Here is a 25319-nt window from a genome sequence, read left to right as displayed (position 1 = left end):
ACCGAACAGGCGACCATCCCCGCCATGAACGCGGAGTGGACGACCCGTCGCTGTGGCGAGCGGACGCTCGTCGAAATTCGACTCGCGACCGACCGCCCTCGCCAGGTCCGCGTCGAGCCGACCGGCGAGGCGACGGTGCTCCCACCCCGGACCGACGGCGTCCCCGACGCCGGGTGGGACGAACGGGGGTACAGCGGCGTCGTCGACGGCACGCTCGGTCTCGGGTTCGCGGTCTCCGACACGCCCGACGACCCGCCGGTCCGCGTCGCGTGGCGTGGTCCGCCCGACGACGACCCGACGTTCGAGACCCACCCCGAGGTCCCGAGCGTCGATGCGTCCCTCGACGCCGTCGTCCGCGACCTGTCGGACCCACGCCCGCCGCGCGACGCGATTCCGGCGGCCGAGGAGACGACGCGGTCACGACGACCCGGCGACCACGAGTGTGACGAGGACGACGAATGCGAGGCGACGGAGCCGGACCACGGCACGCCGGACGTCGGCCCTCCCAGCCACGACCCGGCGTCGAGCGACGCGGGCCGAGAGGACGACGGCGAGCGAAGGTCGGCCGGCGACGAATCGGTCGTCGATGACGAATCGGTCGTCGGTGACGAGTTCGCGGCGCTCGACCGACGACTCGCGCTCGCCGAACGACTCGCGAGTGCGACGACCCTCGACGAAGCGGGCGCGGCCGTCGCCGAGGCTGGCGGACTCGCGGGAGTGCGGGCGCTCGACGAGGCACTGACCGCCGACCGCGAGCGACTCCGGGCGCTAGCCGAGCGTGTAGAGCGTCTGCGCGAGCGCGCCGAGCGGGTCGACGTTCCGACCGAGACCCTGGTTCGAACCGGGGGCGAGGAGCCGTGATACTCGCCGTCACCGGCGGGAAAGGTGGGGTCGGGAAGTCGACCGTCGCGTACAACCTCGGGGCGGCACTCGACGCCGTCGTCGTCGACGCCGACCTCGGTATGGCCGACCTGCCGGCCGGTCGCGGCCCGGACCTCCACGACGTGCTGGCGGGCCGCGCGGCGGCCGTCGAGGCGGTCCGCGAGGGCGGCCCGGTCGACATCCTCCCGTGCGGGCGGTCGCTGGCCGGCGCGCGAGCGACCGACCCGCGTCGCCTGGTCGCCGCCGTCGAGGCCGTCGAGCGCCACTACGGAACGGTCGTCCTCGACTGTCCGGCGGGCCTGGGCAGCGACGTGGGCCTGCCGTTGCTCGTCGCCGAGGCGTCGGTACTCGTGACGACGCCCGACGAGGTGGCGCTGGCCGACGCGGTGCGGGCGCGGGCGCTGGCCCGGGAACTCGACGCCGGCCTCGTCGCCGTCGCGCTCAACCGCTCGGGAGAGACACCGCCGACCGACCGCGTCGCCCGGACGTTCGGCGCGCCGGTCGTCGCCGTTCCCGAACGGGCGGCCGTCGCGCGGGGGATGGCGAACGGCCTGCCGGCTGGACGGGTCGAGTGCGATGCGGGAGAAGCGTTCTGCGAACTCGCGGGTCGCGTCCGGTCGGTCTCGCGGTGAGGGCTCGTTCTCGCCCGTGTCAGTGCGGCCTCGAACGTGGCGTCACCCCACGGTCAGAGCGTGGCGTCACTCCTCGGTCAGAGCGTGGCATCACTCCTCGGTCAGTTCGACGTACGTCGTTCGGAGCGTGACGGGCGTCACGCCCCCAGCGTCGGCTGCCTCTGCCTGTGTGAGCGGGTAGCTCCGCTGGTGGGCCGCGGTGTAGAGACAGCCAGCGGCGACGCCGCCGGGGTTCCGACCGGTGACGAACGCCGTGCCGAGCGTGTCGAGGTGCTCGCGGGCGTCGCGTTCGACCTCGCGCGGGAGGTCGAGGTCGCTGGCGAACCGCGCGAGGTACTCCGCGGGGTCGATGGGGCCGGTCGGCAGGCCGAGTTCGCGGTTGAGCGCGTCGTATGCCGCCTGGAGTTCGGCGCGGGTCGCCTTCGCGTCGGCGACGACCTCCTCGACGGTCCGCGAGAGGTCGTCGGCGCGGCAGGTCGCGTAGACGGCGGCCGCGGCGAACCCTTCGAGCGACCGGCCCGGCAGCAGGTCGGCGTCCTGCCCCGACTCGAACAGCACGCACGCGCGGTCCCGAATCGAGTCGGGGAGGCGGAGTCGGTCGGTGAGCCGGCGAATCTCGGTGAACGCGTACACCTTGTTGCGCTCTGCCTTCGAGGAGATCTGCGCGCGGTTGTGCTGGCGACGCATCCGAGCGACCCGCCGGCGTTTGCGCCCCTTCAGCCGCGAGGAGTAGCCGATCTCCGTCGACAGACCGCGGTCGTGGCGCGAACGGGTCAGCGGCGCACCCGTGCGGGCGGGGTCGGTGTCGTCGTCCGCGAACGAGCGCCACTCTGGGCCGCGGTCGATTGCGTCCTCGCCGACGACCAACCCGCACTCGCCACAGACCGTCTCGCACTGTTCGCGCTGTAGTCGACCACTGCACTCCGGACAACTCCGTGCTGTCGTGCTCATATCAGAAACTCGGTCCCGAGCCCATATTAAAGCGTACCGGGAAGTCCCGAATTCCGACCGTACAGCGCCGCTCCCACGTGTCGGTTACCGACACGTCCTCCTCGCGTGCGTCGTTCCGTTTTCGGACACTCTCACGAGCAGAGACAAGAACTAAACCGGAGGAGGCGTCAGACCTCACCATGGGACTGGCCGACATCGCGGCCGGACTGGAGGTGACCAGCGAGCAGCGGACGCGCGGCGTCGCCACCGTCGACGCCACCGACGCGTCGCTCGCCGAGCGACTCGTACCGTTCGCCGACGACCTGCCGTGTGCTCCCGAGGACGCGGCGACCGTCGTCGAGACGTACGCGGGCGGCGAGAGCGTCGGGACGAGCGCCCGCGCGGCGGGACTGCCGCCGATGACGGGCGCGAAGACGCTCCACCTGCTCGGGGAGTCGGTGTCGCCGCTCGGGCCGACCGGCCGCGAGATGGTGCGTGACTGGCTGGACGCGACGCTGCCGCGGGCGGACGCGCTGGCGCTCACGGGCGCGAGCGAGACCGAGTTCGCGCTGGCGGCGTACGTCGAGACCCACGACCCGCTGGCCGAGGCGCGCGAGGCGCTCGAAGGGGCACTGTCGCCCAGCGGCGACGCCGCCGTCGAGAAACGAGAACTGTTGGGCGAGACGATGAGTGACTCGACGGACCTCCGCTGACGGCGGTCAGCAACACGCCGTCGGGTCACGACTGAGTGACTCGACGGACCTCCGCCGACGAGTCCCGTTCTACCACGTCGAGACCGCCGGGAGCCTCAGGTTCCGACGCCGAGGCGGTCGAACACGCCGCCGCCGTCCGTGTCGAGGTCGAGCGATTCGTCGAGCAGCGTCTCGCACGCGGCGGCGACGCTCGCGACGAACGGGCCGTCGCCGTCGGTGGTGACCGGCACGTCGGCCGGGGCGGCCACCTCGCACTCCGGAATCGCTACCGCGCCGTCGTCCGAGTCCGCAGTCTCCCCGAACGTCAGTACCGTCTCGGGTGCAGGTGCGCCCACGTCCGCGAGACGGTCGTGCTGGCGAGCGAGGCCGTCGTGGCCTCGGGCTGTGTCGGGAGCGACGAGCGCGACCCGGTCGGTGGTCGTCACGGCCGCGACGGCCTGGTTGGCGGCGACGGGCGGGACGTCGACGAGCACGTGGTCGAACGACTCGGCGGCCGTCTCGACGAGCGCTCCGAACCGCTGGGCGGCCTCGGGCGTCTTCGCGCGGGCCAGTCGCTCGAACGGGGCACGGGCGGGACAGACGGCGAGTCGGCCGGCGTCCGCCCCGCCGTCGAGGTCGAGGAGGCCGGTCGCGAGCGCCGGCGCGTCGGTCAGGTCCTCGGTCGTACCGTCGGCACAGAGCGCGGTGACGTCGGTGTCGATGCGGCCTGGCACGTAGTCGGCGAGCCCTTGCGTCGCGTACGCCGCGTCGAGGACACACACCTCGCGGCCGGCACGCGCGAGCACGCCGGCGAGTTCGAGCGTCGTGCGGGTCGTGCCGGCACCGCCGACCGCGCCGACGAGACTGAGAGTGGTCATATCTCACGTCGACTCCTTCTCGAACAAAAATGTCGGGATGACGGACGAATCAGAAGTCCGCGCGGCTCAGCCAGTCGACCGCCGCGGCGACGAACCACGCCATCCAGACGGTGAACGCGACGAGCGCGGCGGCGTACTGGAGGCGCTCGTCGGGCACCGCGACGAACGCGACGAACGCCGCCAGCGTGACGATAGCGAGCGCCAGTCCGTTGCGCAGGCGGTCGCCGAGCGCCGCGCGGGTCGCGGCTTTGGCGTTCGGGTCGCCCATGGGTGACCCAGCGGTTCCAGCGCAATAGACTGTGGCGTCGAGCGGTGACCGGCGGGGCCGTTCCCACCTACCGGCCGTCGCGGATGTCGTTCGCGATGGCGTCCAGTTCGGTGTCGTCAAGGTCCGGACGCGTCCAGTCGAGCGCGTGTAGTGGTCCGACGCCGTCGTCGTCGAAGCGGGGGACGACGTGGATGTGCGCGTGGGGTACCTCCTGGCCCGACGCCGCGCCGTTGTTCATCCCGAGGGTGGTCGCGTCGGCGTCGACGGCCCCCTCGATGGCGGGGGTGAGTTCGCCCGCCGCCGTGAACACCGCCTCCCGGACCTCGGCGGGCATGTCCGCGACGGTCTCGTAGTGCTGCTTGGGGATGACGAGCGCGTGGCCACGGGCCAGCGGGTTCACGTCGAGGAACGCGAACGTGTGCTCGTCCTCGTGGACGGTCCGACTCGGGATGTCGCCGGCGACGATCGAACAGAAGATGCAGTCCTCGCTCATGGCGCGTGCCTCGCCCGCGGCGGGCAAAAGCGTAGCGGGGGTGACGGGACCTCGCCGCGCGGGACCGTCGCCGGGCGAGGAGTTTAGGCCCCGCTCGCCCCGAGTCGAGGTATGGCATCTCAGACGCCGGAGCCGACGGAGTCAGGAGCCGACACGGGGACCGTCACCGTCGAGGCGTTCGGCGCGACGTTCGACCTCGACGTAACTCGACTGGACTGCTCGGCGGAGGACCTCCGCGAGCAGGTCGAGGGGTACGAACGCGGGGAGCGTGAGACGTTCGACTGCGCCGTCGCCTACCCCGACGACTTCACGGGACGCGTGATGCGGGCGATGAGCGCCATCCCGTTCGGCGAGACCCGTACCTACGGCGACCTCGCGGCCGACCTCGACACCGCGCCCGTCGCCGTCGGCGGCGCGTGCGGTCGCAACCCGCTGCCGCTGGTCGTCCCGTGTCATCGGGTCGTCGCCGCCGACGGGAGTCTCGGAGGGTACTCCGCGTCGGGTGGACTGGCGACGAAGCGACGACTGCTCGACCACGAGGGGGTCGAGACGCCGTGAACGCCGACGAGGGCGGGGACCACGATGCGACCGAACGGGACGCGGGCGACGCGACGGCGACCGACCGAACGCCGGACGGGCGGTTCGTCCCCGCCATCGACTGCCACGTCCACCTCATGCCCGAACGCCTCATCGCGGCCATCAGGGGGGCGCTGACCGACGACGCGGGGTGGTCGTTCCCCCACCCGAGCACGCAGGGCGAGATGGAGCGCGCGCTCCGGGCGGCGGGCGTCGAACGCTACTGTGCGCTGCCGTACGCCCACAAACCCGGCATCGCCCGCGAGTTGAACGCGTGGGTCGCCGAGCGTGCCGAGACCTCCGAGATGGTCGTCCCGTTCGCCACCGTCCACGGCGAGGACGACGTCGGAGCCGTGGTGAACGAGGCGTTCGAGGCGGGCGCACGCGGCCTGAAGTTCCAGTGTCCCGTCCAGGAACTCGCGCCCGACGACCCGCGACTCGACCCCGCCTACGAACTCGCGGCGGAACACGACCGACCGGTCCTCTTTCACGCCGGCACCGCGCCGCTGTTCGAGGACAGCCCCTACGTCGGCGTCGAGAAGTTCCGAACGGTCGTCGAGTCGTACCCCGACGTGCGGGCGTGCTGTGCACACATGGGGACGTTCGAGTGGGAGGCGTTCGTCGACGTCCTCGCCGACCACGACAACGCCTTCCTCGACACCTGCTTCGCCATGTCGAGCGCCGTCGGCGAGGCGATGGCGTTCGACCCCGCCAGTGTTCCCGACAGCGTGTTCGAGCGCCACAGCGAACGCATCCTCTACGGCTCCGACTACCCGAACATTCCCCACAGCTACGTCAGCGAGCGCGAGCACCTGCTCTCGCGTGACCTCGCGGACGACGTCTACCGCGACCTGTTCCACGACACCGCCGAACGGTTCCTCGGCGAGCGCTAGATGGTCGGGACGCTCGGCGCGACGAGGGAGTCCCCAGACATCGTTATCCGCCTCGAAAGCCTCCCTGCCGGTAGTATGTCTAACGATACCACGAGCCACGGGTACTCCCCGAACGACGGAGCGGCCGAGAGGCGACCGCTACGGCCGCCGTTCGAGGAGGTGCGGAGGTGGACGGAGTGACGACCACGGGTGCCCGCGTCGCCGTCGTCGGTACCGGGAGCGTCGGACGGGCACTCGCACGGGGGCTGGCCGCCGACCACGAGGTTCGGTTCGGGTCACGGACACCCGACGACCCTTCCCTCCGGGGAGTGCTCGACGACGTCGGTGCGACCGCCGCCACGCCGTCCGAGGCGACCGCGTGGGCGGACGTCGTCCTGCTCGCGGTCCCCGGTCCGGTCGCCGCGAGCGTGGCCGGCGACCTCGCGGCCACCGTCGCCGGGAAGCCGCTGATCGACTGCACGAACCGATTCGACGGTGACGAGGAGTCGGTCGCCGAAGCCGTCGCGGCCGCCGCGCCGGCGGCCCACGTCGCGAAGGCGTTCAACACCATCGGCGCGAACCGCTTCACCGACCCGACGTTCCCCGACGGGACGGCGACGATGTTCGTCTGTGGCGACGACGCGGGCGTCGCGGCCGCGAGCGACCTCGCCGCTGGACTGGGGTTCGACGTCGTCGCAGTGGGCGGGCTCGAGACCGCACGGCATCTCGAAGCACTCGCGGCGCTGTGGGTGGCACTCGCCGGGACCTACGGGCGTGACGTCGGCTTCCGACTGCTCGGCGTCGGGGACGGAGGCTGACCGTGGCGACCGCTATCCCGTTCCTCTCGGGCGAAACCGAAGGCGGCCGGCACGCGACGTGGCTCGAACTGTTCTTCGACCGCGTGGTCGTCCTCGCGGTGCTCGCCGAACGCGAGCGCCGACCGACCGACGCCGTCGACACCCCGGAGGCAGGGACTCCACGTTCGGAGTGAGTCGCGAGTCGGCCGTGGTGCGTCGAGGAGGTGCGTGAGAGCGAGGGACGGACCGACCCAGAGGTAACGAGACGCAGGGTAGCCAGGCCCGAGCGCTCCGAACCCGAGTAGTCCGAAGCTCGACACGTCCCGCAAACGTCATTGCGACACTCACCCACAACCGAGCGCATGACACGTCGGACGCGCGACCGGTGGCGGTGGCTGCTGTGGGCCGTCCTCGCGGTGGGGTTCCTGCTCGTCAACTTCCACCGCGTCTCGACGGCGGTGCTCGCCGCCGACCTGACCCGCGCATTCGACACCACTGCCGCCGAACTCGGCCTCCTCCACGCGTCGTTCTTCTACGTCTACGCCGCCCTCCAGTTGCCCGCCGGAGTGCTGGCCGACCGGGCGGGGTCCCGTCGGGTGGCTGCCGCCGGCGTCGCCGTGATGAGCCTCGGCGTCGCGTGGTTCGCGCTCGCGGACTCGCTGGCGGCGGGGTTCGTCGGGCGCACCCTCGTCGGTGTCGGCGGGAGCGTCTGTTACATCGCCACCCTCCGGTTCTGTGCGAACTGGTTCCGGCGCGACCAGTTCGCGACGATGACCGGCTGGACCGTCGCCGCCGCCGGCCTCGGCGGAGTGTTCGCGGCGACGCCGCTCGCGCTCGCCGTCGCGGCCGTCGGCTGGCGCGACGCGCTGCTCGTCACCGCCGTCGCTGGGGCCGTCGTCGCCGTCGTCGTCTACGCGCTCGTCCGGGACTCGCCCGCGAAGGCGGGGTTCGACCCCGTCGACGGCGCGACGCCGCCGGGGCGGACCGTCGACCTCGCGACGCTCTGGCGGAACGTCCGGCACGTCCTCGCCGACCGCGAGACGTGGCTGCTGGGTGGGATGCTGTTCTTCGTCATCGGGACGAACTTCACCGTCCTCGGACTGTGGGGCGTCCCGTACATCGCCGACGTCTACGGCGAGAGCGTCGCCACCGCCTCGCTGTACGTCCTCGTCGCGAACGTCGGGTTCCTGCTCGGCCCGCCCGTCCTCGGCACGCTGTCGGACCGCGTCGGGCGACGCACCGAGGTCATCCTCGCCTCGACGGTGCTGTTCACGCTCGCCTACGGCGCGGTGTTCGTCCTCGTCACGCCGCCACTCCCCGTCTTCGGCGCGCTGTTGTTCCTCGCGCTGTTCACCAACGGGGGAACCGTGCTGGCGTTCACCGTCGCCAAGGAGCGCCACGCCGCCAGCGCCAGCGGCACCGTCACGGGCACCATCAACTCCATCGGCTACTTCGGCGCGGCCGTCTTCCCGGCGCTGATGGGTGCCGTCCTCGACGCCTACTGGACCGGCGAGACCATCGACGGCGCGCGGGTCTACACCGTCGGCGGCTACCGCGTCGCGTTCGGTCTGGCGACGCTGACGGGCCTCGTCGCCGTCGGCTGTGCGGCGTGGCTCCACCACCGGACGTCCACGGGCGTCAACGACCGCGCCGTCCCCGCCGACGACTGAGGCGATGGCTAGTCTCGTAGCCCCGGAATCGCCGACCCGCTAGCGACGTAGACGGCACGCACCTGTCGGGGGCGCGACACGGACTCGACATGCGCTGGACACGAGCGGACTGGCTCTCTCGGTCGCTGTTGCTCCTCGGTATGTGGTCGTTCGCGGTCGGTACCGCCGGCCTCGCGCTGCCACGCGGGTTGGTCGGGATGGGCGTCCCGCTGGACGTCGCCACCGGACTGTCGGCCGTCGCCGTCGGGTTCGGCGGTCTCGCGCTCGTCGCCGGGTTCGTCGTGTTCGGCCGCTACGTCGACACCGGCGAGTTGGCGCTGTCCGCCGAGGCCGTCGCCGAGCGCTGGAATCAGCAGTAAAACCGGAACCGAACCGCCGACCGACCGCGCCGCAGTCAGTCGTTGAGTCGCGCCTTGTCGAACCGACTGGGCGGCAGTCGCAGGTCGTCGAGCCCCGGGAGGTGCTTGACGTTGAACACGACCTGCGCCTCGTCGGAGGTGGGCGCGCTGAGACACGAGAGCCTGATGCCGCGGTTCAGCCACTCCTCGGGGAGGATGTGGCCGGTCGGCATCGGCATCTCGCCGCCGCGGACCGCGACCGCGCAGTTCGAACACGCGCCGCCACGGCAGGCGTAGGGCCACGTCAGTCCGTGGGCCTCGGCGCTCTTGAGCAGCGGTTCGTCGTGCGGGACCCACATCTCGCCGTACTCCGAGCGGTCGAGGTCCGCCTCTGCTGCTCGCGCGAACAGGTCCTCGTCGTCGATTTCGAGACCCAGGTCGGCGAGCACGTCGTAGTCGAGGTACTCGACGCGGACGCCGTCGGGGACCTCGGCCTCCTCGTCTTCGGCCGAACCGCCCTCGTCGGCCGCCTCCGGGGTGGCCGTCTCGTCGGTATCCTCGCGCCTGGCGCGCTCGAACTCCTCGGGGCGGTCCTCCTGGATGGCGGCGTACGCCGCTCTGACGCGCTGGAACTCGCGCATCGACCCCCCGTGGTCGGGGTGGGCCTCCAGCACACGCTCGCGGTAAGCACGTTCTACGGCGACGTCGTCGGCGTCCGGGTCGACACCCAGTACGTCGAACGGGGACTCCACACACCGAGTAGGGAACCGGGTCGGTAAAACCCTCCCCAATCGGCACCGACGACGACCGTGACCCGCGCTACCGTTCGACGTGCTCGGACGCCGGTTCGCGGTCGTCGGCCCCGCGAGTCGAGTCCGTCGGCGGGCGGTCGGACGCCGTGGTCCGGTGGCGACCGGTCTCGTCGGACGGGACCGCGGTCGTCCCGTGGTCGAGTTCGCGCGTCACCGGCCGAGCGAGACGGGCGAGCGCGCGTCGGCCCCACCCTCGCTCCTCGCGGTCGCGGGCGACGTAGGCGCTCCCCTCGCGGACGACGAGGTCGCGCCGTTCGAGGAGTGCGAGCGCGTCGTCGACGGCGTCGGGCGTCTCGTCGAACCGCTCTCGGAGTTCGCGGCGCGTCGCCGGCCGCTCGCGTAGGTCCTCGCGAAGACGCTGGGCGAGGTACTGGCGGTAGACGGCCTCGCCGTCGGCCGGGTCGCGCTCGGCGACGGCGACGCCCTCGTGGCGGAGTTCCTGGACGCCGTCGAGGAGGAGCCAGACGCCGCCGAGCGCGAGCAGGAGACCGACCGTCTCGTCGGCGTCGCCGTCGAGCAGGTCGAGCGCGCCGCCGGCCAACAGCACCCACGCGCCGAGTCCGACGCGTCTGACCGCGTCCGAGAGACCGTACGCGTCGGCGACGAGGCCCGACCCGCCGACGAGCACCGCGGCCGCCAGCGAGTTCACGGCGCTGCCGAACGACTGGTCGAACAGCCACGCGAGGAGAGCGGTGAACGCCAGTGCGCCGGCTATCGAGCGTCGGTCGATGCGCTCGCGGAGGGTCCGGCGGAGGGGAGCCAGCATCGTGTGCGTCGTCACACCACCCCGACATGAAGGCTGTCCTCCTCGGCTCGCTCCCTCAGCCGAGCGACCGTTCGCCCGCGGCGTCGACGGTCGCCGCGAACGCCGGGAGCGCGGGCAACACCGTCTCGACCGGGCCGGTGTTGAACCGTCGGAACAACCCCTGTACGCCCTCGATGGCGTCGTCGTCCATCCCGACTCCTCGCAGGTCGTCGGGCGCGAGTCGCGGTCGGTACGGGGTCGAGGAGACGAACGCGTCGGTCAGGTCGGCGGTGTCGCGACGGGCGGTCTCGAACGCGTCGCTCTCGACGAGCGGTTCGACGTCGGCCCACAGCGCGTCGAGGAACGACGGCCACTGTGCGAGACAGCGGTAGATGCTCGGGAGGCTGTCGTCGTCGAAGCCGTGGAACGCGCGTATCGCGGCGAGCGTCTCGTCGAGTGCGTCGGGCGGCGTCTCGACCATCGACGGCGGCGAGCCCCGGTCCCGGTCCAGCCAGTCGGGGAACGGGCGGGTCGCCCACCGCTCGTCGGGTGGCGTCGGCTCGTGGTCGTCGTGGAGCGCGCGGTCCATCGTCTCGAACAGCACCGCCAGCCGCGGGGCGACCACGTCGAACGTGGCGAGTTGGCCGCGCAGTTCGGCGAACTCCGCGGGCGAGAGGTCGACGGCGCTGGGGCGGTAGGCGGGCACGTCGAGCGCCGAGAGCACCGCGTCGCGGTACTGCACCGAGAACCGGGCGAACCCGCGGGTCTCGAAGACGGGTTTCACCTGCCCCCACGCGTAGCGGGTGAACTCGGGGTCGTTCGCCGTCGCCGTCCGGAAGATCCAGTTGACGACCGGCGCGCGGAACGTCCGCTTCACGTCGTCGTAGAGACCGCGTCGCCACCCCGTCGCCGCCGACTCGTACAGCTGCTGACTGGTGTCCATGCGTTCCAGTCACACGCGAAGCGGGTAGCCGTTGTCCCCGCGGCTGGCGAGCGGACCGAAGCGGTCTTCGCTCACTCCAGCGCGTCGCCGAATCGCTCGCGCGAGACGACGCGGAACGTCATCGCCACCTCGCCGACGGGTCGCGGGTCGTTCTCGGTGGCGCGACCGTCGCTCTCGGCGTGGTGGTCGTCTCCGGTCCCGTCACCCCGCTCTCCGTCGACTCGCGACACGCTCGCGTCGAGGTGGACCGACGGCCCGTCGACGCGCCGGACGACCGTCTCGACGCGAATCCGTGCCCCCTCCGGTGCGGCCCCGCGGTGGGTCACCTCGGCGTGTTCGCCGACCGTGCCCGTCCCGTCGGGGAGCAGTCCGTGGAGGGACTCCCGGCCCGTGAACTCGCAGGCCGCCAGGAGGTGTGGCGTCCCGAGGACGTGGCGGTGTTCGTCGGGCGTCGAGTCCGCGGCCGCCGGGAGACCGGGCGGGTCGGTCTGCTCGCCGAACACCGTGGTCGTGTGGCGGCGTTCGACGACGAACTCGCGCGTGCCGCGGACGGCCTCGTCGGCGAGGTGCGAGAGGTCCATGTGAGCGCCACGGACACCGACGGGTTAACTGTGGACCCCACACGCCGCGAGCGCGTCGTCGATGGCCGCGAGGTACGACTCGCGGTCGTAGCCGAGACGCGCGATCCAGACCTCCTGATAGGAGGGGTGGAGGACGGGGAGCACCGGAACGCCGAGCGTCGGGCAGTTCTGGCGCTCCAACACGAGGTCGAGGAAGCCGTCGACGGTTCGACCCTCGACCGCCAGCAGCGACTCGGTGGCGTGTCTTCCCGTCGCCAGCACGCAGTCGGGGTCGATGCGCTCGACCTCCTCGCGGAGATAGGGCCGGCAGTTCGCCCGTTCTTCGGGGTGGGGTTCTCGGTTGTCCGTCTCGTGACAGGGGCGGTCGAGCGTGGCCGCGGCCTCGGGGTCGCCGTGGGGAATCGCGGCGCTCGGGAAGCACTTGACGGCGTTCGTGTAGTACGCTTCGTGGCCCAACTCCTCGACCATCGTTCGAATCTTCTTGCCCGAGCGCCCGCCGGAGTACGCCATCCCGGTCCAGTTGCCGCCCCGCCAGCGCTCGGCGTCGGGACTGCCCGCGGCGGGCGCTTCGCCCACGACGACGAGAGCGGCGTCTCGCGGGCCGGCACCCCAGCAGATGCGGTTGCGCGCGGCGACCAGCGCCGGACAGCGCCGGCAGTCCTCGGCGAGGGGGAGTCGCTGGTCGGCGTCGGGGAAGGTGGGCATGCTCGCGCTACGCCACCGACGGAGAAAGTCGGCGGGGCCGGCGAGCGCCGGGGGCGTCAGGTCACTCCGTCAGCGGGAGGACGACGCCGAACACGAGCGGGGCGAACAGGCCGAGGAGGATACCGAGCGCTTCCGCGTCGATGAGCAGCGTGTGTGCGAGCGACGGACCTTCTATCAGCGTCGCGCCGAGCGCGCCGCCGACGAACATCGTCACGCCGAGTGCGAACCCGGCCTTCGCGAGTCGTGGGTAGTCGAGTGCTCCGTAGCGTCCCATACCTCCGTGTTCGGATACGGTCTCGAAAACGTTGCGTGGCGGAGTGTGACACACCGACACGGAACGCTGATACGGTTCCGTCGGCGATGGGACGACGTGAGCGACTTCGCACTCGAACCACTCGTCGACCTGTTCCAGGTCCTCGTGTACGGCTTCCTGACGACGCTGCTGACCGTCGGCGGCCTGTTCATCGAACAGACGGGCGTCTCGACGCTCGCCACCGACACCACGCTCGGTCTCTGGATGGCCGGTATCGGGGCCGTCGCGCTCGGGGCGGCGTACCTCGTCGCGACCGACCGGTTCCTGCCGAGCCTCCGCGCGCTGACCGCCTGAGACGAGCGGCCGACCACCGAGTACCGACCGAACCGCACGTCAATCGGACCGCACGCCGACCGCGTTCTCGCGCCGGCGACGTTCTCGCGCCGGGGGCCACACCACGATTCTCGCCGAATCGGCAGACGGCGCGCCGACAGCCCCGTCTGTCCGACCGATTGGCCTTTAGTGACGGCGGTGTGTTGTGACCGTATGAGCGATTCCGAGGAGTCGGATGCATCCGGGCCGGCCCGCGAACGGTTCGGCGAGGTGCCCGACCAGTACGACCCGCACGCACTGGAGGAGCGCGTGCGAGAGTACTGGCGCGAGACCGAGGCCTACGAACGGACCAAGCAACACCGCGAGGGTGCGGAGCGCTACTTCTTCGTCGACGGCCCGCCGTACACGAGCGGGGCGGCCCACATGGGGACGACGTGGAACAAGTCCCTGAAGGACACCTACATCCGCTACAAGCGAATGCAGGGGTACGACGTCACCGACCGGCCGGGCTACGACATGCACGGCCTCCCCATCGAGACGAAGGTCGAGGAACGCCTGGAGTTCGAGAACAAGAAGGACATCGAGGCGTTCGGCATGGAGAACTTCATCGAGGAGTGCAAGGAGTTCGCCGACGAGCAACTCGAAGGGCTGCAGGACGACTTCAAGTCCTTCGGCGTCTGGATGGACTGGGAGAACCCCTACAAGACCGTCTCGCCGGAGTACATGGAGGCCGCGTGGTGGGGCTTCGCCCAGGCCCACGAACGCGGACTGGTCGACCGTGGCAAACGCTCCATCACGCAGTGTCCGCGCTGTGAGACCGCCATCGCGAAGAACGAGGTCGAGTACCACGAGATCGAGTCGCCGAGCATCTACGTCTCGTTCTCGCTGACCGGCCGCGAGGGGAGTCTCGTCGTCTGGACGACGACCCCCTGGACCGTCCCCGCCAACACGTTCGTCGCCGTCGACGAGGACGCGACGTACGCCGCGGTTCGCGTCGAGAGCACGGAGAGCGGCGACTACGAGGGCGAACTGCTCTACGTCGCCGAAGCGGTCGTCGACGACGTGATGGAGCGTGCCGGGGCGACCCAGTTCACCGTCGAGGAGACGATGCAGGGCACGGACCTCGTCGGCTGGTCGTACGAACACCCACTCCCCGAGGAGGTTCCCGACCACCCACAGAGCGCGGGTGCGGGCGAGGTGTACCACGCCGACTACGTCGAGATGGACCGGACTGGACTGGTTCACTCCGCGCCCGGCCACGGCCAGGAGGACTTCGAACGCGGCGACGAGTTGGGCCTGGACATCTTCTGTCCGGTCGGCCCCGACGGCGTCTACAGCCAGCAGGGTGGCAAGTACGCGGGGCAGTTCGTCCGCGACGCCAACGACGACATCATCGCCGACCTCGACCGCACGGGCCACCTGCTGAGCGCGAGCACGACGCGCCACGACTACGGCCAGTGTTGGCGCTGTGACACGGACATCGTCTTCCTCGCGACCGACCAGTGGTTCGTCACCGTCACCGACGTGAAGGGGGAGATGCTCGACAACCTCGAAGACTCCGAGTGGTACCCCGCAGAAGCGCGGGACAACCGCTTCCGGAAGTTCATCGAGGGCTCGCCCGACTGGAACGTCTCCCGGCAGCGTTACTGGGGCGTCCCCATCCCCATCTGGACGCCCGAGGAGTGGGACGGCTCGATGGACGACGTACAGGTCGTCGCCACGCGCGAGGAACTCGCAGAGCGCGTCGACCAGGACGTCGACCCCGAGGAGGTAGACCTCCACCGACCGACCGTCGACGACCTCACCATCACCGAAGACGGCACGACCTACACGCGCGTTCCGGACGTGTTCGACGTCTGGCTCGACTCCTCCGTGGCGTCGTGGGGCACGCTCGACTACCCCGGCGAGACCGAGGACTTCGAAGAGCTGTGGCCCGCCGACCTCATCATGGAGGCCCACGACCAGACGCGTGGCTGGTTCTGGTCGCAGCTCGGCATGGGGACGACCGCGATGGGCGAGATTCCGTACAAGCAGGTCCTCATGCACGGCTGGGCGCTCGCCGAGGACGGCCGCAAGATGTCGAAGTCCATCGGGAACGTCGTCACGCCGAGCGAGGCGATGGACCGCCACGGTGCGGACCCGATGCGCCTGTTCCTGCTCGGCGTCGACCCGCAGGGCGAGGACATGCGCTTCTCGTGGGACGAGATGGCGACGATGCAGCGGAACCTCAACATCCTCTGGAACGTGTTCCGCTTCCCGCTGCCGTACATGCGGATGGACGGGTTCTCGCCGGACGACGTGGCGCTCGAAGAGTGCGAGTTGGAACTCGTCGACGAGTGGGTGCTGTCGCGACTCGCCACCACCGTCGAGGAGATGACCGACCACTGGGAGCAGTTCCGCCAGGACCGTGCGCTCGACGCGCTCCTCGAGTTCGTCGTCGAGGACGTCTCGCGGTTCTACATCCAGGTCGTCCGCGAGCGGATGTGGGAGGAGTCGGACTCCGACAGCAAGACCGCCGCCTACGCGACGCTGTATCGCGTGCTGACGGAGACGACGAAACTGCTCGCGCCGTTCGCGCCGTTCGTCGCCGACGAGGTGTACGGCACGCTCACCGGCGAGAACGACCACCCGACCGTCCACATGTGCGACTGGCCCGAACCGGACGCGACCTACCAGGACGCCGACCTGGAGGCCGACGTGGCCGTCCTCCGCGCCGTCGAGGAAGCGGGGTCGAACGCCCGCCAGCAGGCAGAACGGAAACTCCGCTGGCCGGTCCCGCGGGTCGTCGTCGCCGCGAACGACAGCGACGCGGCGCGGGCGGTCCGCGAGTACGCCGCGCTGGTCGAAGAGCGCCTCAACGCCCGCGAGGTCGACGTGGTCGCACCCGGCGAGGAGTGGGGTGAACTGCGCTACTCCGCACAGGCGGACATGTCGGTGCTCGGTCCCGCCTTCGGCGGGCAGGCCGGCGAGGTGATGCAGGCGCTCAACGCCGCCCGCATCTCCGAACCGACGCTCGACGCGCTCGAAGTCGCCGTCGCCGACGAACTCGGCGAGGACGTCGACCTGACCGACGAGATGGTCGAGTTCGTCACCGAGACGCCGGAGGGCGTCGCCGCCACGCCGTTCCGCGTCGCGGGCGACGACCGCGGGGTCGTCTACGTCGACACTTCGCTCACCGAGGAGATCGAGAGCGAGGGGTACGCCCGCGAGGTCATCCGTCGCGTCCAGGAGATGCGCAAGGACCTCGACCTCGACCTGGACCGCGAGGTCCGCGTCGAACTCGACGTCGCCGACGAGCGCGTCTCCGGACTGGTCCGCGAACACGAGGCGCTCATCGCGAACGAGGTCCGCGCCGAGGAGTTCGGCCCGGTCGAGGACGGCCACCGCAAGGAGTGGGAGGTCGAGGGCGTGACGATGACCATCGCCGTCGAACCGCTCGCGGCACCCGAGCAAGCGGACTGAGTTGCCGAGGCAGCGGTTCGGCTCTCTGCTGTGGAATCGCGACGTCTCGGAACGGCGTCGTCGTCCTCGTCGCTGCCATCGCGCCCACCCTGCTGCCGGACCCGGGACAAATACTCATCACCGAGGGAGTCGTTACCACACGCATGCGCTACGGGACGAGCGTTCGGGGGGGCACCGTCTACGTCGCCACACCGAACGGTGAACTCCCCGTCGGCTCGTACGACGCCGTCGTGAAGTCCGTCGGCGGTCCCTCGTGGACCATCTCGTACTCGCCGTGGGTGCGCGAGCGCTACCCGGACCTCGACACCGACGACGAGGGCATCACGCTGAACGTCCGCGACTTCGTCGAGTCGCTCACTCACGACGAGCGGTTCGTCGACGCGCTGGCGGCGTGTCCCGACTGGCCGGTCAACGAGGAGGACCCGCTGTCGCCACGTCTGGGTCTGTTCGTCGGGCGACTGCTCCAGCGACTGGAGCGCGGGTTGGAGTGAGGGAGCCGGAGCCGAGGCGGTGTCGACTGCTCAGAGCGCGTCCGCGACGACCGACGCGACGCTGACCGAACTCACCGTCCGTTCGACGGTGTCGGTGCCGAACACGTCCTCGACGCCGGCGCGGGCGAGTTTCGTCCGAGCGTCGGCCGCGAGCATCGGGTGGACGCAGGTGGCGAACACGCGCCCGACGCCGTCGTCGTGGAGGTGCTCGATGGCGCTCGACATCGTCGAGCCGGTGGCGATGATGTCGTCGACGACGACCGTGTCGCGGCCGGTGGCGTCGGTCTCGCTCGGCGTGTGGCTCACGTCGCCGGTGTCGTAGTCGCGCACCTTCTCGAAGTGGTCGACGTCGCCCGCGCCGTAGGCGTCCCGGACGGACTCGGCGAACCCGCGGGCGCTGGCGTCGGGCGCGAGAAACAGAGGGTCCGCGAGGTCGGCGGGGAGCGGGTCGGCCAGCAACGCGCTCGCGTCGACGTGGTCACACGGCACGTCGAAGAACTCACAGACCGCGGGTTCGTGGGGCGTGACGGTCAGGACGCGGTCGGTGCCCGTCGAGACGGCACGGGCCATCGCGGCCGCCGAGACGGGTTCGCCGGCGGTGAACTGCTTGTCCTGGCGGGCGTAGCCCATGTACGGCAGGACGGTCGTGACGCGTTCGGCCTGTCGCTGTGCGAGGTCCTGCAGTTGGAGCAGTTGGACGAACGCGTCGCTCGACACCGTCGAGGCGACGACGATGGCGTGGTCGGCGTCGAACTCCGCTCGTGCGATGAGTTCGCCGTCGGCGAACCAGTCGTACTCGACGGGCGCGACGGCGTGGTCCGTCTCGGCGGCGAGTCGCGCCGCGAGCGACTGCGACGCCGACCCCGGAAGTATCATGCCCGGGCGTCGGCGGCGCGGGCTAAAACGCGTTTTCCTTCGGGGTGTCGGTCGGCGTGACGGCCCGGCAGTCGGTGACGTCGCCCAGAAGCCGAAGCACCTCTATCTCGTCGTCATCGCTGGAGAAGCCGACGCGGACGGAGACTCTGACCAGTCCCGGTTCGTCGACGCCCTCGTCCAGCGGTGTCTCCGTCCACCCGTTCGAGGACTCGTGGCGGGCACGCACGACGTAGGGGCCGGTCGTGTCGTGCCAAACGCACGGGATTTCGGCACCGTCGACGGTGTTGTCGGCGAACGCGTCGGTCTCGACGGTTCGGTCGAGGACCGTCTCCCCGTCGGCGTCGACCTGGACGGTGATAGTGTGGGGTTCGTCGTCCCAGTTGCCGATGTCGAGACTTCCGAGACCGACGTACTCCTCTCGACCGAACAGCCCCGAGACGCTCGAACAGCCAGCGGTCGCGGTCGTCCCGAGCGCTGCGAGGAGGGCGCGGCGGCGCATGGTTCGCATGGCGAGCGAACGAGAATAAGTCTTCTCGGACGAGCGTCGTGTCGCTCAGGGCACCGCCACGCCGCGCACGTCGGGCAGGCCGAGCGTCCGCGCGTGCCACTCGTCGTCGCCTTCGACGAGGAACGTGCCGTCCTCGGTGACGGCGTACAACTGTTCGCCGTAGGCGACGCCCGCGACCGTGCCCGAGACGGGCAACTCCACCCGAGTCCACGTCTCGCCGTCGAGTTCGAGGAGGGCGTCGTCGGTCGCGGCGTGGGTCCGTTCGCCGTCGGAAGTGACGACGCGGTACGACCCCTGCCCGTCGTCCATCCAGCCGTTGCCCAGCAGGTAGAGACCCTTGGCGGTGGCGACGCGGGGGACGCCGCGGACGGTCACGTCCCGCGCGTCCGCGAGGCCGGCGTGGGTGAGACCGTCGGGGGTGATGCGGAACACGCCGTCTGCGGCCGCCACGAGGTCGCCGTCGAGAGCGCGCACGTCGTCGCACTCGCCGAGTTCCGTCCACGTCCCGTCGTCAGCGTAGCGCTCGACACGGCCCTCACCAGCGGCGAGGAGGTCGCCCGCGCGGTCGAATCCGACGGCGCTCGCGGGGCCGAACCCGGTCTCGGCGAGCGTCGCGCCCAGCAGGACGTCCTCGTCGGTGGCGACCGCGAGCGTCCCGCTACTGGCGGCCACGTCGCTGGTTGGCCGGCGGTCGGCGAGGCCGAACTCGCCGACGAGGTCTCCCGAGACCGACACGCGTGCGAGGCCCATCCCGGTCGCGACGAACGCGACGGTTCGCCCCGACCGCTCGCCGTAGACCCGTTTCTCGTCGAGAGTGCTCATAGCAGAGCGCGCGCGTGCCGAGCGGGAAAAGCTGTCGTCGTCGGGCGGTCAGTGGAGAGCGGTGGGGGCGGAGCGGTCGGTCCGGGGCGGCCAGCGTGGAGCGGTGGCCCCCGGCGGTGAGCCACCGCCGGCGACGGCCGGCCGACGACAGTCACAAGTCGTCCGACTCCGAGGTTCGGCCGTGTTCTCCCCCATCGACTACCTGGAGTGGATCTCCGGGCGACCCGAACGGGCGACCCACGACCTCGCCTCCTCGGACCTCCGCCCGGAGGGGCCGTGTTCGGGCGTCGTCCCCGAACCGCTGGCGGACCTCCCCGACCCCGAGGACGTCACGCTCGAAACTCAACTCGCGGACATCTACGACTGCGCGACGGGGAACGTCCGCGTGACCGCGGGTGCGAGCCACGCCAACGCGCTGGTCGCCGCGACGTTCGCCGAGGGGCGGGTGCTCGTCGAGTCGCCGGGGTACGAACCGCTCGTCGCCTGTCCCGAGGCGTTCGGCGCACACGTCGAGCGCTTCGAGCGCCCCGACGGACACCTCGACCCCGCCCTGCTCGCCGAGGCACTCACCGACGACACCGCGATGGTCGTGGTGACGAACCGGCACAACCCCACTGGCGAACTAGCCGACCGCGAGACGCTCCGAGCGTGCGCCGAGCACGCCGCCGCCCACGACGCGCTGCTGGTCGTCGACGAGGTGTACGCCGCCTACGACCCCGAGGCCGGCGAAGGACCGTTCGGCGGGCCGACCGCCGCCAGCCTCCCCAACACGCTCGCCATCGGGTCGCTGACGAAGTTCCTCGGCCTGGGCGACCTGCGCATCGGGTGGGTCGTCGGCCCCGGGGAGTCCGTCGCAGCCCTCGACACCGCGGCGTGGTACTTCCCGGTCGTCGCCGGGCCGAGTCGCGCGCTCGCCCGGCGGGCGCTGGCGAACCGCGAGACCATCGCCGACCGCTCCCGGGAGCTGTGTGCGCGGAACCACGACCTGCTGGCGACCTGCGTCGCCGACTCGTTCGCGGGCGAGGTGCCTGACGGCTCACCGTACGCCCTGGTGAGCCACCCCGCCTACACGGGCGACGAGTTGGCCGCACGGGCCGCGGAGGAGGAGGTGCTGGTCGTTCCGGGGCGCTTCTTCGAGCGGCCCGACGCGGTGCGGGTGAGCCTCGGTGGACACCCGGAAGCGATGGACGCTGCGCTCGCAGCGTTCTCTGGGGCAGTCGAACGCACGAACTGAGCGAGCGACGCGCTACTCCTGGTCGTCCTCGTCGTCCTCGGGGTCTCTCGCGCCCGCCGGTGCGACGCCTTCGGTGCCGGTGGCGGCCGCGCCCGTGCCCGCCGACGGGTCGCCCGCCGGGTCGGTCCGGGTGTCCTCTCGGACCTCGCCCATGATGGCCTCGGCGTCGATGCCCGCGAGCACGTCGTTGAACTCCGTGGTCACCGCCGCGTCGATCTCCTCGCGGAAGCGCTCCTCGCTGGGGTACTCCCGGACCGCGAGCACGCGACCCTCTTCGGTGGTGATGACGGCTTCGGCGACGCCGTCCTCGTAGCGGTACTGTCGACCGCGGACCAGTTCGTCCTCGCCAGTGTGGTCCGTCATACTCCGCCGTACCACGGCCTCCGGGATGAAACTAGTGGCGGAGGTAACGTACGTAGCCACACCTCGGATTTCGAGAAACAATCCTAGCCCTCCTCCCTACCGGGCCGGAGGTCCCCGTGACGGATGGATGCGACTCGTCGAACAGACCAACTGGAACGACTGTGGGGCGGCGTGTCTCGCCACCGTTACCGGCGACCCGCTCGCCGACGTCAAGCGAACCGTCGACGTGCCGACCCCACACGGGCAGCTCGAAGCCTACCTCGACGGCCACGCGCTCCCCAACGACCACGTCACCGTCCGCGGCGAGCCGACGGTCCGCGCGCTCGCCCGCCAGCACCGCCCGTTCGCCCGCCCCGCCCCGTTCGAGCGCCGGACGCTCGTCCTCTCGGTGGCCTCCCCCGCCCGTGGTATCGACTGGCACGCGGTCGTCCTCCACCGGGGCCACGTCCTCGACCCGCAGGCCCAGTTCGACCGCGCACGCCTCTACGAGAGCCGCTGTATCTGGGCGACAGAGGTGTACCCGCGCGAACGCCCGACGGGGACGGCCCGAGCCGCCGGCACGAGCGCCGACTGAGCCACCCCCGAGCGCGCACTCGTCGATTCGATATAGCGCCCGAGAGTGTATCGCACCGACCGAGGCGCTCCGCAATTCCTTTGCGGACGGGCCGCAGAGAGGCGTTCGAATGAAGATTTTCGGCTCCAGCGGCGTTCGAGGCGTCGCGAACGAGGAGCTCACCCCGGCGTTCGTCGCGCGGGTCGCCATGGCCGTGGGGTCGGTCTGGCGGACCGACCGCGACGAGCCGGTCCGCGTCGCGCTCGGCCGTGACACCCGCGTCACCGGCCAGATGTTCGCCGATAGCGCCAGCGCGGGGCTGGCGAGCGTCGGCTGCGACGTCGACCACCTCGGCGTGCTCCCGACACCCGCCCTCCAGGCGTACGCCGCCGAGGAGGAGATTCCGGCCGTGATGATCACGGCGAGTCACAACCCGCCACAGTACAACGGCGTCAAACTCGTCGGCACCGACGGCGTCGAACTGGCCCGGGACGCGCTCGAACGCGTCGAGGACCGCCTGCTCGGCGAGCGGTTCGCGCAGGTCCCCTGGGACGAGACCGGCGACACGCGCCTGGTCGACGACGCCCGCGAGCGCTACGTCGACGCCCTGCTCGCGAGCGTCGACCGCGAGCGCATCGCCGCCGCGGACCTGACGGTTGCGCTCGACCCCGGCCACGGGGCGGGGGCGCTCACCAGCCCCGAGTTCTTCCGTCGACTGGGCTGTCGGGTCGTCACCGTCAACGCTCAGCCGGACGGCCACTTCCCCGGCCGCGACCCCGAACCCGTCGAGAAGAACCTCGGTGACCTCCGGCAGTTGGTCGCCACCACCGACGCCGACGTCGGTATCGCCCACGACGGGGACGCCGACCGGGCCATCTTCGTCGACGAGACGGGCACGCACGTCGAGGGCGACGCGGCGCTCGCGGCGTTCGCCGCCAGCGAACTCGCCCCCGGTGACACGACCGTCAGCGCGGTCAACGTCTCCCAGCGCCTCGTCGACGCCGTCCGGGAGGCGGAGGCGGACCTCGAACTCACCCCCATCGGCAGCACGAACATCATCACCAGCATCCAGCGCCTCGAACGCGAGGGCCAGCGCGTCCCCGTCGCCGGCGAGGGCAACGGCGGCGTCCTCTTCCCGGACTACCGCCTCGCCCGTGACGGCGCGTACGCCGCCGCCCGGTTCCTCGAACTGCTCGCCGACCGCGCGGCGAGCGACATCGCCGCCGAGCACGCCGGCTACCACAACGTCCGTGTCAACGTCCACTACGAGGACGACGCCGAGCGCGAACGACTCATCTCCCTGGCCGAGGAGGCCGCACTCGAGGCCGACGCCGAACTCACGACCATCGACGGCTTCCGACTGGACTACGGCGACGCGTGGGTGCTCGTCCGACCCAGCGGCACCGAACCCGTCGTCCGCATCTACGCCGAGGCCCGCGACCTCGCTCGCGCCGAGGAGTTGGCCGAGTCGATGAACAGCGCGCTCCAGTAGCGAGACGCCGATTTTCCGAGACCGCTTCGACCGCGAGCCGAGAGGCATCCGAGCCACCGATAAATCCGATATCGCTATACGAAATCGGTGTCGTGGTCAACAGCTCGTGCACGGACTGCGGCTCCCGAAAGCATATGCCGCCGAGCATGAACGTTCGGTCGATGAATTGGTCTGCCTCCCGTCGTCAGTTCCTCCTCACCGGTAGCGCCGCCGTCGCCGGGGTCGCGGGCTGTCTCACGACATCCGAAGAGTCGTCCGCGTCGAACCGGACCGATACGACCGGGTCGACAGACACGCCGAACCGAACCGATACCGCGACACCCGCCGGGACACTCGCCGTCTCGGACACCAGAACGAAGTCGTGGGCCATCGACTACGACTTTCCGGATTCGAAGGACGTGTTCGGCGAACACGGCAAGCAGTACCTCCTGTTCGACGTCGCCGTCGAGGGGACGACGACCGTCCCCTACACCGAGTTCGAACTGGTCGCCGGGGACACCACGTACCAGCCGACGAAGTACATCGGCATCGCGGACTCGCCGGCACCGTCGGGGTTCGGCGACCGGTACACCCCCACGTCGGACGGGTGGGTCGCCTTCCACGTCCCCGAACCGCTCGACGCCTCGTCGGTGGTGCTCCGGTGGCCGGGCGGAGAGTACGACGTGGAAGACGCGTTCCTCGACACACTGGCCGAACCACCGGCCGAGTTCGCCGTCCGCGAGTTCGCGGTAGGGACGGCAGACGACGGTACCCGGCGACGGGTGACACTGACCGTCGAGAACACCGGCGGCGTCGACGGGACGTTCGTCGCGCTGGTCGCGAAGGAAGCACTGGACGGGGACTACTTCGAGAGCGTCGAACTGTCACTCGACGTCCCGGCCGGCGAGGCGGAGACGTGGACCCGCACGTACGACGCCCCTCCCGAGGCGGTGGCCGTCTACCTCCGGTGGGCGGGTGCGGAGCGCGAGGTCGAACTCGCTCCCGACGAGCGGCCGACGACGGCTCAGTGAGCGTCGCGGTTGTCGACGACCCGGAACGACCCGCCACAGCCACCACAGCGGTAGGACGCGGTGTCGGTCACCAGTTTCGAGCGACGGTAGCGCGCCAGCCGACTGCCGCAGTCCTCACAGACGACCCACCAGTTCGGGTCGGCGAACCGCTCACAGCGGACGCCCGTCTGTAACTGCTCGGCGAGGGTCCGGAACCGCTCGCCGTGGCCGGCGTCGCCGTGTTCGTTCAGGAGGTGGACGTGGAGCAGTTCGTGGCGAATCGTCTCGGCGGCCGCCCCCCACCCGCGCTCCTGAAACTGTTCCCAAGTCAGCGAGACGGCGAGCGGTTCGCCGTCACGGTGTCGCACCGCTCCGGCGCGGCGTTTCGCGCGCTTGCTCACCTCCCAGTCCAGCGCCGAGACGGACACCGAGAGGTCGAACGCCTGGACGACCGCCCGGGCGTACACCTTCGCGACGGCGAGGAACTCCACGACCGAGACGTCCGCGTCGACCGCGAAGTACGCCGACTCGGGGAGTCGCGACTGGAGGGCGTCGGCGTCGGTGTCCGAGTGGGTGTCGGCCGGTCTCGACTCGTCGACCACGGTCGTTCGAGCGGTGGTCGTGACTCGGCGACGGTACGTGTGTCGATTCGTCGCACGCCCCGGTGGAGGGCGACGAGGGACCGTTCGGGCGGACCCGCTCAGGCCGACCCGGCGTCCAGGCCCGCGAGCAGGTCCTCGGCCTCCGCGTGGCTCTCGGCCTCGGCGACGTGGTAGCCCTCCCGGTCGCCGACGCGTTTGAACTGCATGGTGCCGACGACGGACTCGCCGGTGATGCGGACGAGCGCGCCCGCGCCGTTCTCCGCGAGTATCTGCTTTCCCTCGCCGATGGCCGCGGCGACGTCCTGGGAGAGCGGTTTGAACCCCGAGATGTCGTTGACGACCTCGAACCCCGGCGAGAGCTTCCGGGACTCGGTGTCGACCGCGTCGACCGCCGCCTCCGCCTGTGTCTCGTCGAGCGAGCCACGCAGTTCCATGTTCAGTCGGTTCGCCGCCACGTCCGCCTCGATGTCGAATCCTGCCATCTGTCGTCTCCTCGACTTTTTCGCGGGCGAGTGGTTGCATAACAG

The 25319-nt window shown here is 70.8% G+C and carries 32 protein-coding genes; 16 read left to right on the top strand and 16 right to left on the bottom strand.

The annotated features are described in order from the left end of the window. Positions 1 to 24 precede the first annotated feature (24 nt). Together M1L36_RS08380 and M1L36_RS08375 are read left to right on the top strand one after the other, a co-directional pair. Complete coding sequence (locus M1L36_RS08380) at positions 25 to 861, top strand: DUF7857 domain-containing protein (protein WP_250873255.1); 837 nt, start codon at positions 25 to 27, stop codon at positions 859 to 861. Beyond that, positions 858 to 1514 (top strand): nucleotide-binding protein, encoded by a 657-nt coding sequence (locus M1L36_RS08375; RefSeq protein WP_250873254.1) that lies wholly within the window; start codon positions 858 to 860, stop codon positions 1512 to 1514. The genes M1L36_RS08380 and M1L36_RS08375 overlap by 4 nt, the downstream gene beginning before the upstream one ends. Positions 1515 to 1604: 90 nt before the next feature. On the opposite strand, the gene M1L36_RS08370 is transcribed toward M1L36_RS08375, so the two are convergent. Further along, the gene (locus M1L36_RS08370; protein ID WP_250873253.1) at positions 1605 to 2465 is read right to left on the bottom strand and encodes a transcription initiation factor IIB; all 861 of its coding nucleotides are present in this window, start codon (positions 2463 to 2465) and stop codon (positions 1605 to 1607) included. A gap of 179 nt (positions 2466 to 2644) precedes the next feature. On the opposite strand from M1L36_RS08370, the gene M1L36_RS08365 reads away from it, so the two are divergent. Beyond that, a complete protein-coding gene (locus M1L36_RS08365) occupies positions 2645 to 3157 on the top strand; it encodes a DUF7858 family protein (RefSeq protein WP_250873252.1) in 513 nt (170 codons plus the stop codon). A gap of 95 nt (positions 3158 to 3252) precedes the next feature. Here the strand turns inward: M1L36_RS08365 and M1L36_RS08360 are convergent, their stop codons facing one another. The 3 genes from M1L36_RS08360 to M1L36_RS08350 all read right to left on the bottom strand — a co-directional run bounded on the left by M1L36_RS08360 (position 3253) and on the right by M1L36_RS08350 (position 4775). Beyond that, positions 3253 to 4014, bottom strand: a complete 762-nt coding sequence (locus tag M1L36_RS08360; RefSeq protein ID WP_250873251.1) for a ParA family protein — start codon at positions 4012 to 4014, stop codon at positions 3253 to 3255. 49 nt (positions 4015 to 4063) lie between these two features. Then, entirely contained in the window at positions 4064 to 4282 is a 219-nt protein-coding gene (locus M1L36_RS08355) for a hypothetical protein (protein ID WP_250873250.1), read from the bottom strand. Positions 4283 to 4349: 67 nt separating this feature from the next. Continuing rightward, positions 4350 to 4775, bottom strand: a complete 426-nt coding sequence (locus tag M1L36_RS08350; RefSeq protein ID WP_250873249.1) for an HIT family protein — start codon at positions 4773 to 4775, stop codon at positions 4350 to 4352. A gap of 111 nt (positions 4776 to 4886) precedes the next feature. Here M1L36_RS08350 and M1L36_RS08345 point away from each other — a divergent pair, with 111 nt between their 5' ends. The 6 genes from M1L36_RS08345 to M1L36_RS08320 all read left to right on the top strand — a co-directional run bounded on the left by M1L36_RS08345 (position 4887) and on the right by M1L36_RS08320 (position 9049). Further along, positions 4887 to 5333: a methylated-DNA--[protein]-cysteine S-methyltransferase gene (locus M1L36_RS08345; protein ID WP_250873248.1), complete on the top strand. Its 447-nt coding sequence runs from the start codon at positions 4887 to 4889 to the stop codon at positions 5331 to 5333. A gap of 95 nt (positions 5334 to 5428) precedes the next feature. After that, positions 5429 to 6244, top strand: a complete 816-nt coding sequence (locus tag M1L36_RS08340) for an amidohydrolase family protein (protein ID WP_369694220.1) — start codon at positions 5429 to 5431, stop codon at positions 6242 to 6244. A 167-nt stretch (positions 6245 to 6411) separates the two neighbouring features. Beyond that, on the top strand, positions 6412 to 7041 hold the full coding sequence (locus tag M1L36_RS08335) for an NADPH-dependent F420 reductase (RefSeq protein ID WP_250873246.1): 630 nt from the start codon (positions 6412 to 6414) through the stop codon (positions 7039 to 7041). Positions 7042 to 7043: 2 nt separating this feature from the next. Next, entirely contained in the window at positions 7044 to 7214 is a 171-nt protein-coding gene (locus M1L36_RS08330; RefSeq protein WP_250873245.1) for a hypothetical protein, read from the top strand. 168 nt (positions 7215 to 7382) lie between these two features. Continuing rightward, a complete protein-coding gene (locus M1L36_RS08325; RefSeq protein WP_250873244.1) occupies positions 7383 to 8690 on the top strand; it encodes an MFS transporter in 1308 nt (435 codons plus the stop codon). An 89-nt stretch (positions 8691 to 8779) separates the two neighbouring features. Continuing rightward, complete coding sequence (locus tag M1L36_RS08320) at positions 8780 to 9049, top strand: hypothetical protein (protein WP_250873243.1); 270 nt, start codon at positions 8780 to 8782, stop codon at positions 9047 to 9049. A 35-nt stretch (positions 9050 to 9084) separates the two neighbouring features. On the opposite strand, the gene fer is transcribed toward M1L36_RS08320, so the two are convergent. From fer to M1L36_RS08290, 6 genes are all read right to left on the bottom strand, one after another. Beyond that, positions 9085 to 9780, bottom strand: a complete 696-nt coding sequence (gene fer, locus M1L36_RS08315) for a ferredoxin Fer (protein ID WP_250873242.1) — start codon at positions 9778 to 9780, stop codon at positions 9085 to 9087. Between the two features lie 67 nt (positions 9781 to 9847). Beyond that, positions 9848 to 10606 (bottom strand): hypothetical protein, encoded by a 759-nt coding sequence (locus M1L36_RS08310; protein ID WP_250873241.1) that lies wholly within the window; start codon positions 10604 to 10606, stop codon positions 9848 to 9850. 55 nt (positions 10607 to 10661) lie between these two features. Next, entirely contained in the window at positions 10662 to 11528 is an 867-nt protein-coding gene (locus tag M1L36_RS08305; protein WP_250873240.1) for a halocarboxylic acid dehydrogenase DehI family protein, read from the bottom strand. Between the two features lie 71 nt (positions 11529 to 11599). Continuing rightward, on the bottom strand, positions 11600 to 12109 hold the full coding sequence (locus tag M1L36_RS08300) for a thioesterase family protein (RefSeq protein ID WP_250873239.1): 510 nt from the start codon (positions 12107 to 12109) through the stop codon (positions 11600 to 11602). A gap of 24 nt (positions 12110 to 12133) precedes the next feature. Beyond that, positions 12134 to 12814, bottom strand: a complete 681-nt coding sequence (locus tag M1L36_RS08295; protein ID WP_250873238.1) for a uracil-DNA glycosylase — start codon at positions 12812 to 12814, stop codon at positions 12134 to 12136. 61 nt (positions 12815 to 12875) lie between these two features. Then, positions 12876 to 13088 carry a DUF7860 family protein gene (locus M1L36_RS08290; protein WP_250873237.1) on the bottom strand — a complete coding sequence of 71 codons (213 nt, stop codon included), beginning with the start codon at positions 13086 to 13088 and terminating at the stop codon, positions 12876 to 12878. A 96-nt stretch (positions 13089 to 13184) separates the two neighbouring features. Between M1L36_RS08290 and M1L36_RS08285 the strand changes: the two genes are divergently transcribed. From M1L36_RS08285 to M1L36_RS08275, 3 genes are all read left to right on the top strand, one after another. Beyond that, complete coding sequence (locus tag M1L36_RS08285; RefSeq protein ID WP_250873236.1) at positions 13185 to 13421, top strand: DUF8151 family protein; 237 nt, start codon at positions 13185 to 13187, stop codon at positions 13419 to 13421. A gap of 192 nt (positions 13422 to 13613) precedes the next feature. Beyond that, positions 13614 to 16862, top strand: a complete 3249-nt coding sequence (gene ileS, locus M1L36_RS08280) for an isoleucine--tRNA ligase (protein WP_250873235.1) — start codon at positions 13614 to 13616, stop codon at positions 16860 to 16862. A 143-nt stretch (positions 16863 to 17005) separates the two neighbouring features. Further along, complete coding sequence (locus M1L36_RS08275) at positions 17006 to 17353, top strand: hypothetical protein (protein WP_250873234.1); 348 nt, start codon at positions 17006 to 17008, stop codon at positions 17351 to 17353. A 30-nt stretch (positions 17354 to 17383) separates the two neighbouring features. Here M1L36_RS08275 and prs read toward each other — a convergent pair whose 3' ends face one another. The 3 genes from prs to M1L36_RS08260 are packed head-to-tail and all read right to left on the bottom strand — an operon-like array spanning position 17384 to position 19559. After that, positions 17384 to 18229, bottom strand: a complete 846-nt coding sequence (gene prs, locus M1L36_RS08270; protein WP_250873233.1) for a ribose-phosphate diphosphokinase — start codon at positions 18227 to 18229, stop codon at positions 17384 to 17386. Positions 18230 to 18251: 22 nt separating this feature from the next. After that, entirely contained in the window at positions 18252 to 18728 is a 477-nt protein-coding gene (locus M1L36_RS08265; RefSeq protein ID WP_250873232.1) for a hypothetical protein, read from the bottom strand. A 54-nt stretch (positions 18729 to 18782) separates the two neighbouring features. After that, positions 18783 to 19559 carry an HVO_0234 family beta-propeller protein gene (locus M1L36_RS08260; protein WP_250873231.1) on the bottom strand — a complete coding sequence of 259 codons (777 nt, stop codon included), beginning with the start codon at positions 19557 to 19559 and terminating at the stop codon, positions 18783 to 18785. Positions 19560 to 19740: 181 nt separating this feature from the next. On the opposite strand from M1L36_RS08260, the gene M1L36_RS08255 reads away from it, so the two are divergent. After that, on the top strand, positions 19741 to 20793 hold the full coding sequence (locus tag M1L36_RS08255) for a pyridoxal phosphate-dependent aminotransferase (RefSeq protein ID WP_250873230.1): 1053 nt from the start codon (positions 19741 to 19743) through the stop codon (positions 20791 to 20793). Between the two features lie 12 nt (positions 20794 to 20805). Here M1L36_RS08255 and M1L36_RS08250 read toward each other — a convergent pair whose 3' ends face one another. Next, positions 20806 to 21156: a hypothetical protein gene (locus M1L36_RS08250; protein WP_250873229.1), complete on the bottom strand. Its 351-nt coding sequence runs from the start codon at positions 21154 to 21156 to the stop codon at positions 20806 to 20808. Positions 21157 to 21283: 127 nt separating this feature from the next. Between M1L36_RS08250 and M1L36_RS08245 the strand changes: the two genes are divergently transcribed. From M1L36_RS08245 to M1L36_RS08235, 3 genes are all read left to right on the top strand, one after another. Continuing rightward, positions 21284 to 21730, top strand: a complete 447-nt coding sequence (locus M1L36_RS08245; RefSeq protein WP_250873228.1) for a hypothetical protein — start codon at positions 21284 to 21286, stop codon at positions 21728 to 21730. Between the two features lie 109 nt (positions 21731 to 21839). Continuing rightward, positions 21840 to 23201 (top strand): phosphoglucosamine mutase, encoded by a 1362-nt coding sequence (gene glmM / locus M1L36_RS08240; protein ID WP_250873227.1) that lies wholly within the window; start codon positions 21840 to 21842, stop codon positions 23199 to 23201. A gap of 161 nt (positions 23202 to 23362) precedes the next feature. Beyond that, positions 23363 to 24211, top strand: a complete 849-nt coding sequence (locus tag M1L36_RS08235; RefSeq protein WP_250873226.1) for a hypothetical protein — start codon at positions 23363 to 23365, stop codon at positions 24209 to 24211. Here the strand turns inward: M1L36_RS08235 and M1L36_RS08230 are convergent. Next, positions 24205 to 24792: a SprT-like domain-containing protein gene (locus M1L36_RS08230; protein ID WP_250873225.1), complete on the bottom strand. Its 588-nt coding sequence runs from the start codon at positions 24790 to 24792 to the stop codon at positions 24205 to 24207. The genes M1L36_RS08235 and M1L36_RS08230 overlap by 7 nt on opposite strands. Positions 24793 to 24890: 98 nt before the next feature. Next, a complete protein-coding gene (locus M1L36_RS08225; RefSeq protein ID WP_250873224.1) occupies positions 24891 to 25274 on the bottom strand; it encodes a hypothetical protein in 384 nt (127 codons plus the stop codon). Positions 25275 to 25319: the final 45 nt, after the last annotated feature.

The organism is Halomarina rubra (assembly GCF_023699475.1).
In the GTDB taxonomy this organism is placed as follows: Archaea; Halobacteriota; Halobacteria; order Halobacteriales; family Haloarculaceae; genus Halomarina; species Halomarina rubra.
Note: the sequence above shows the minus strand (reverse complement) of the source record. Positions and strands in the feature narration are given on the sequence as shown.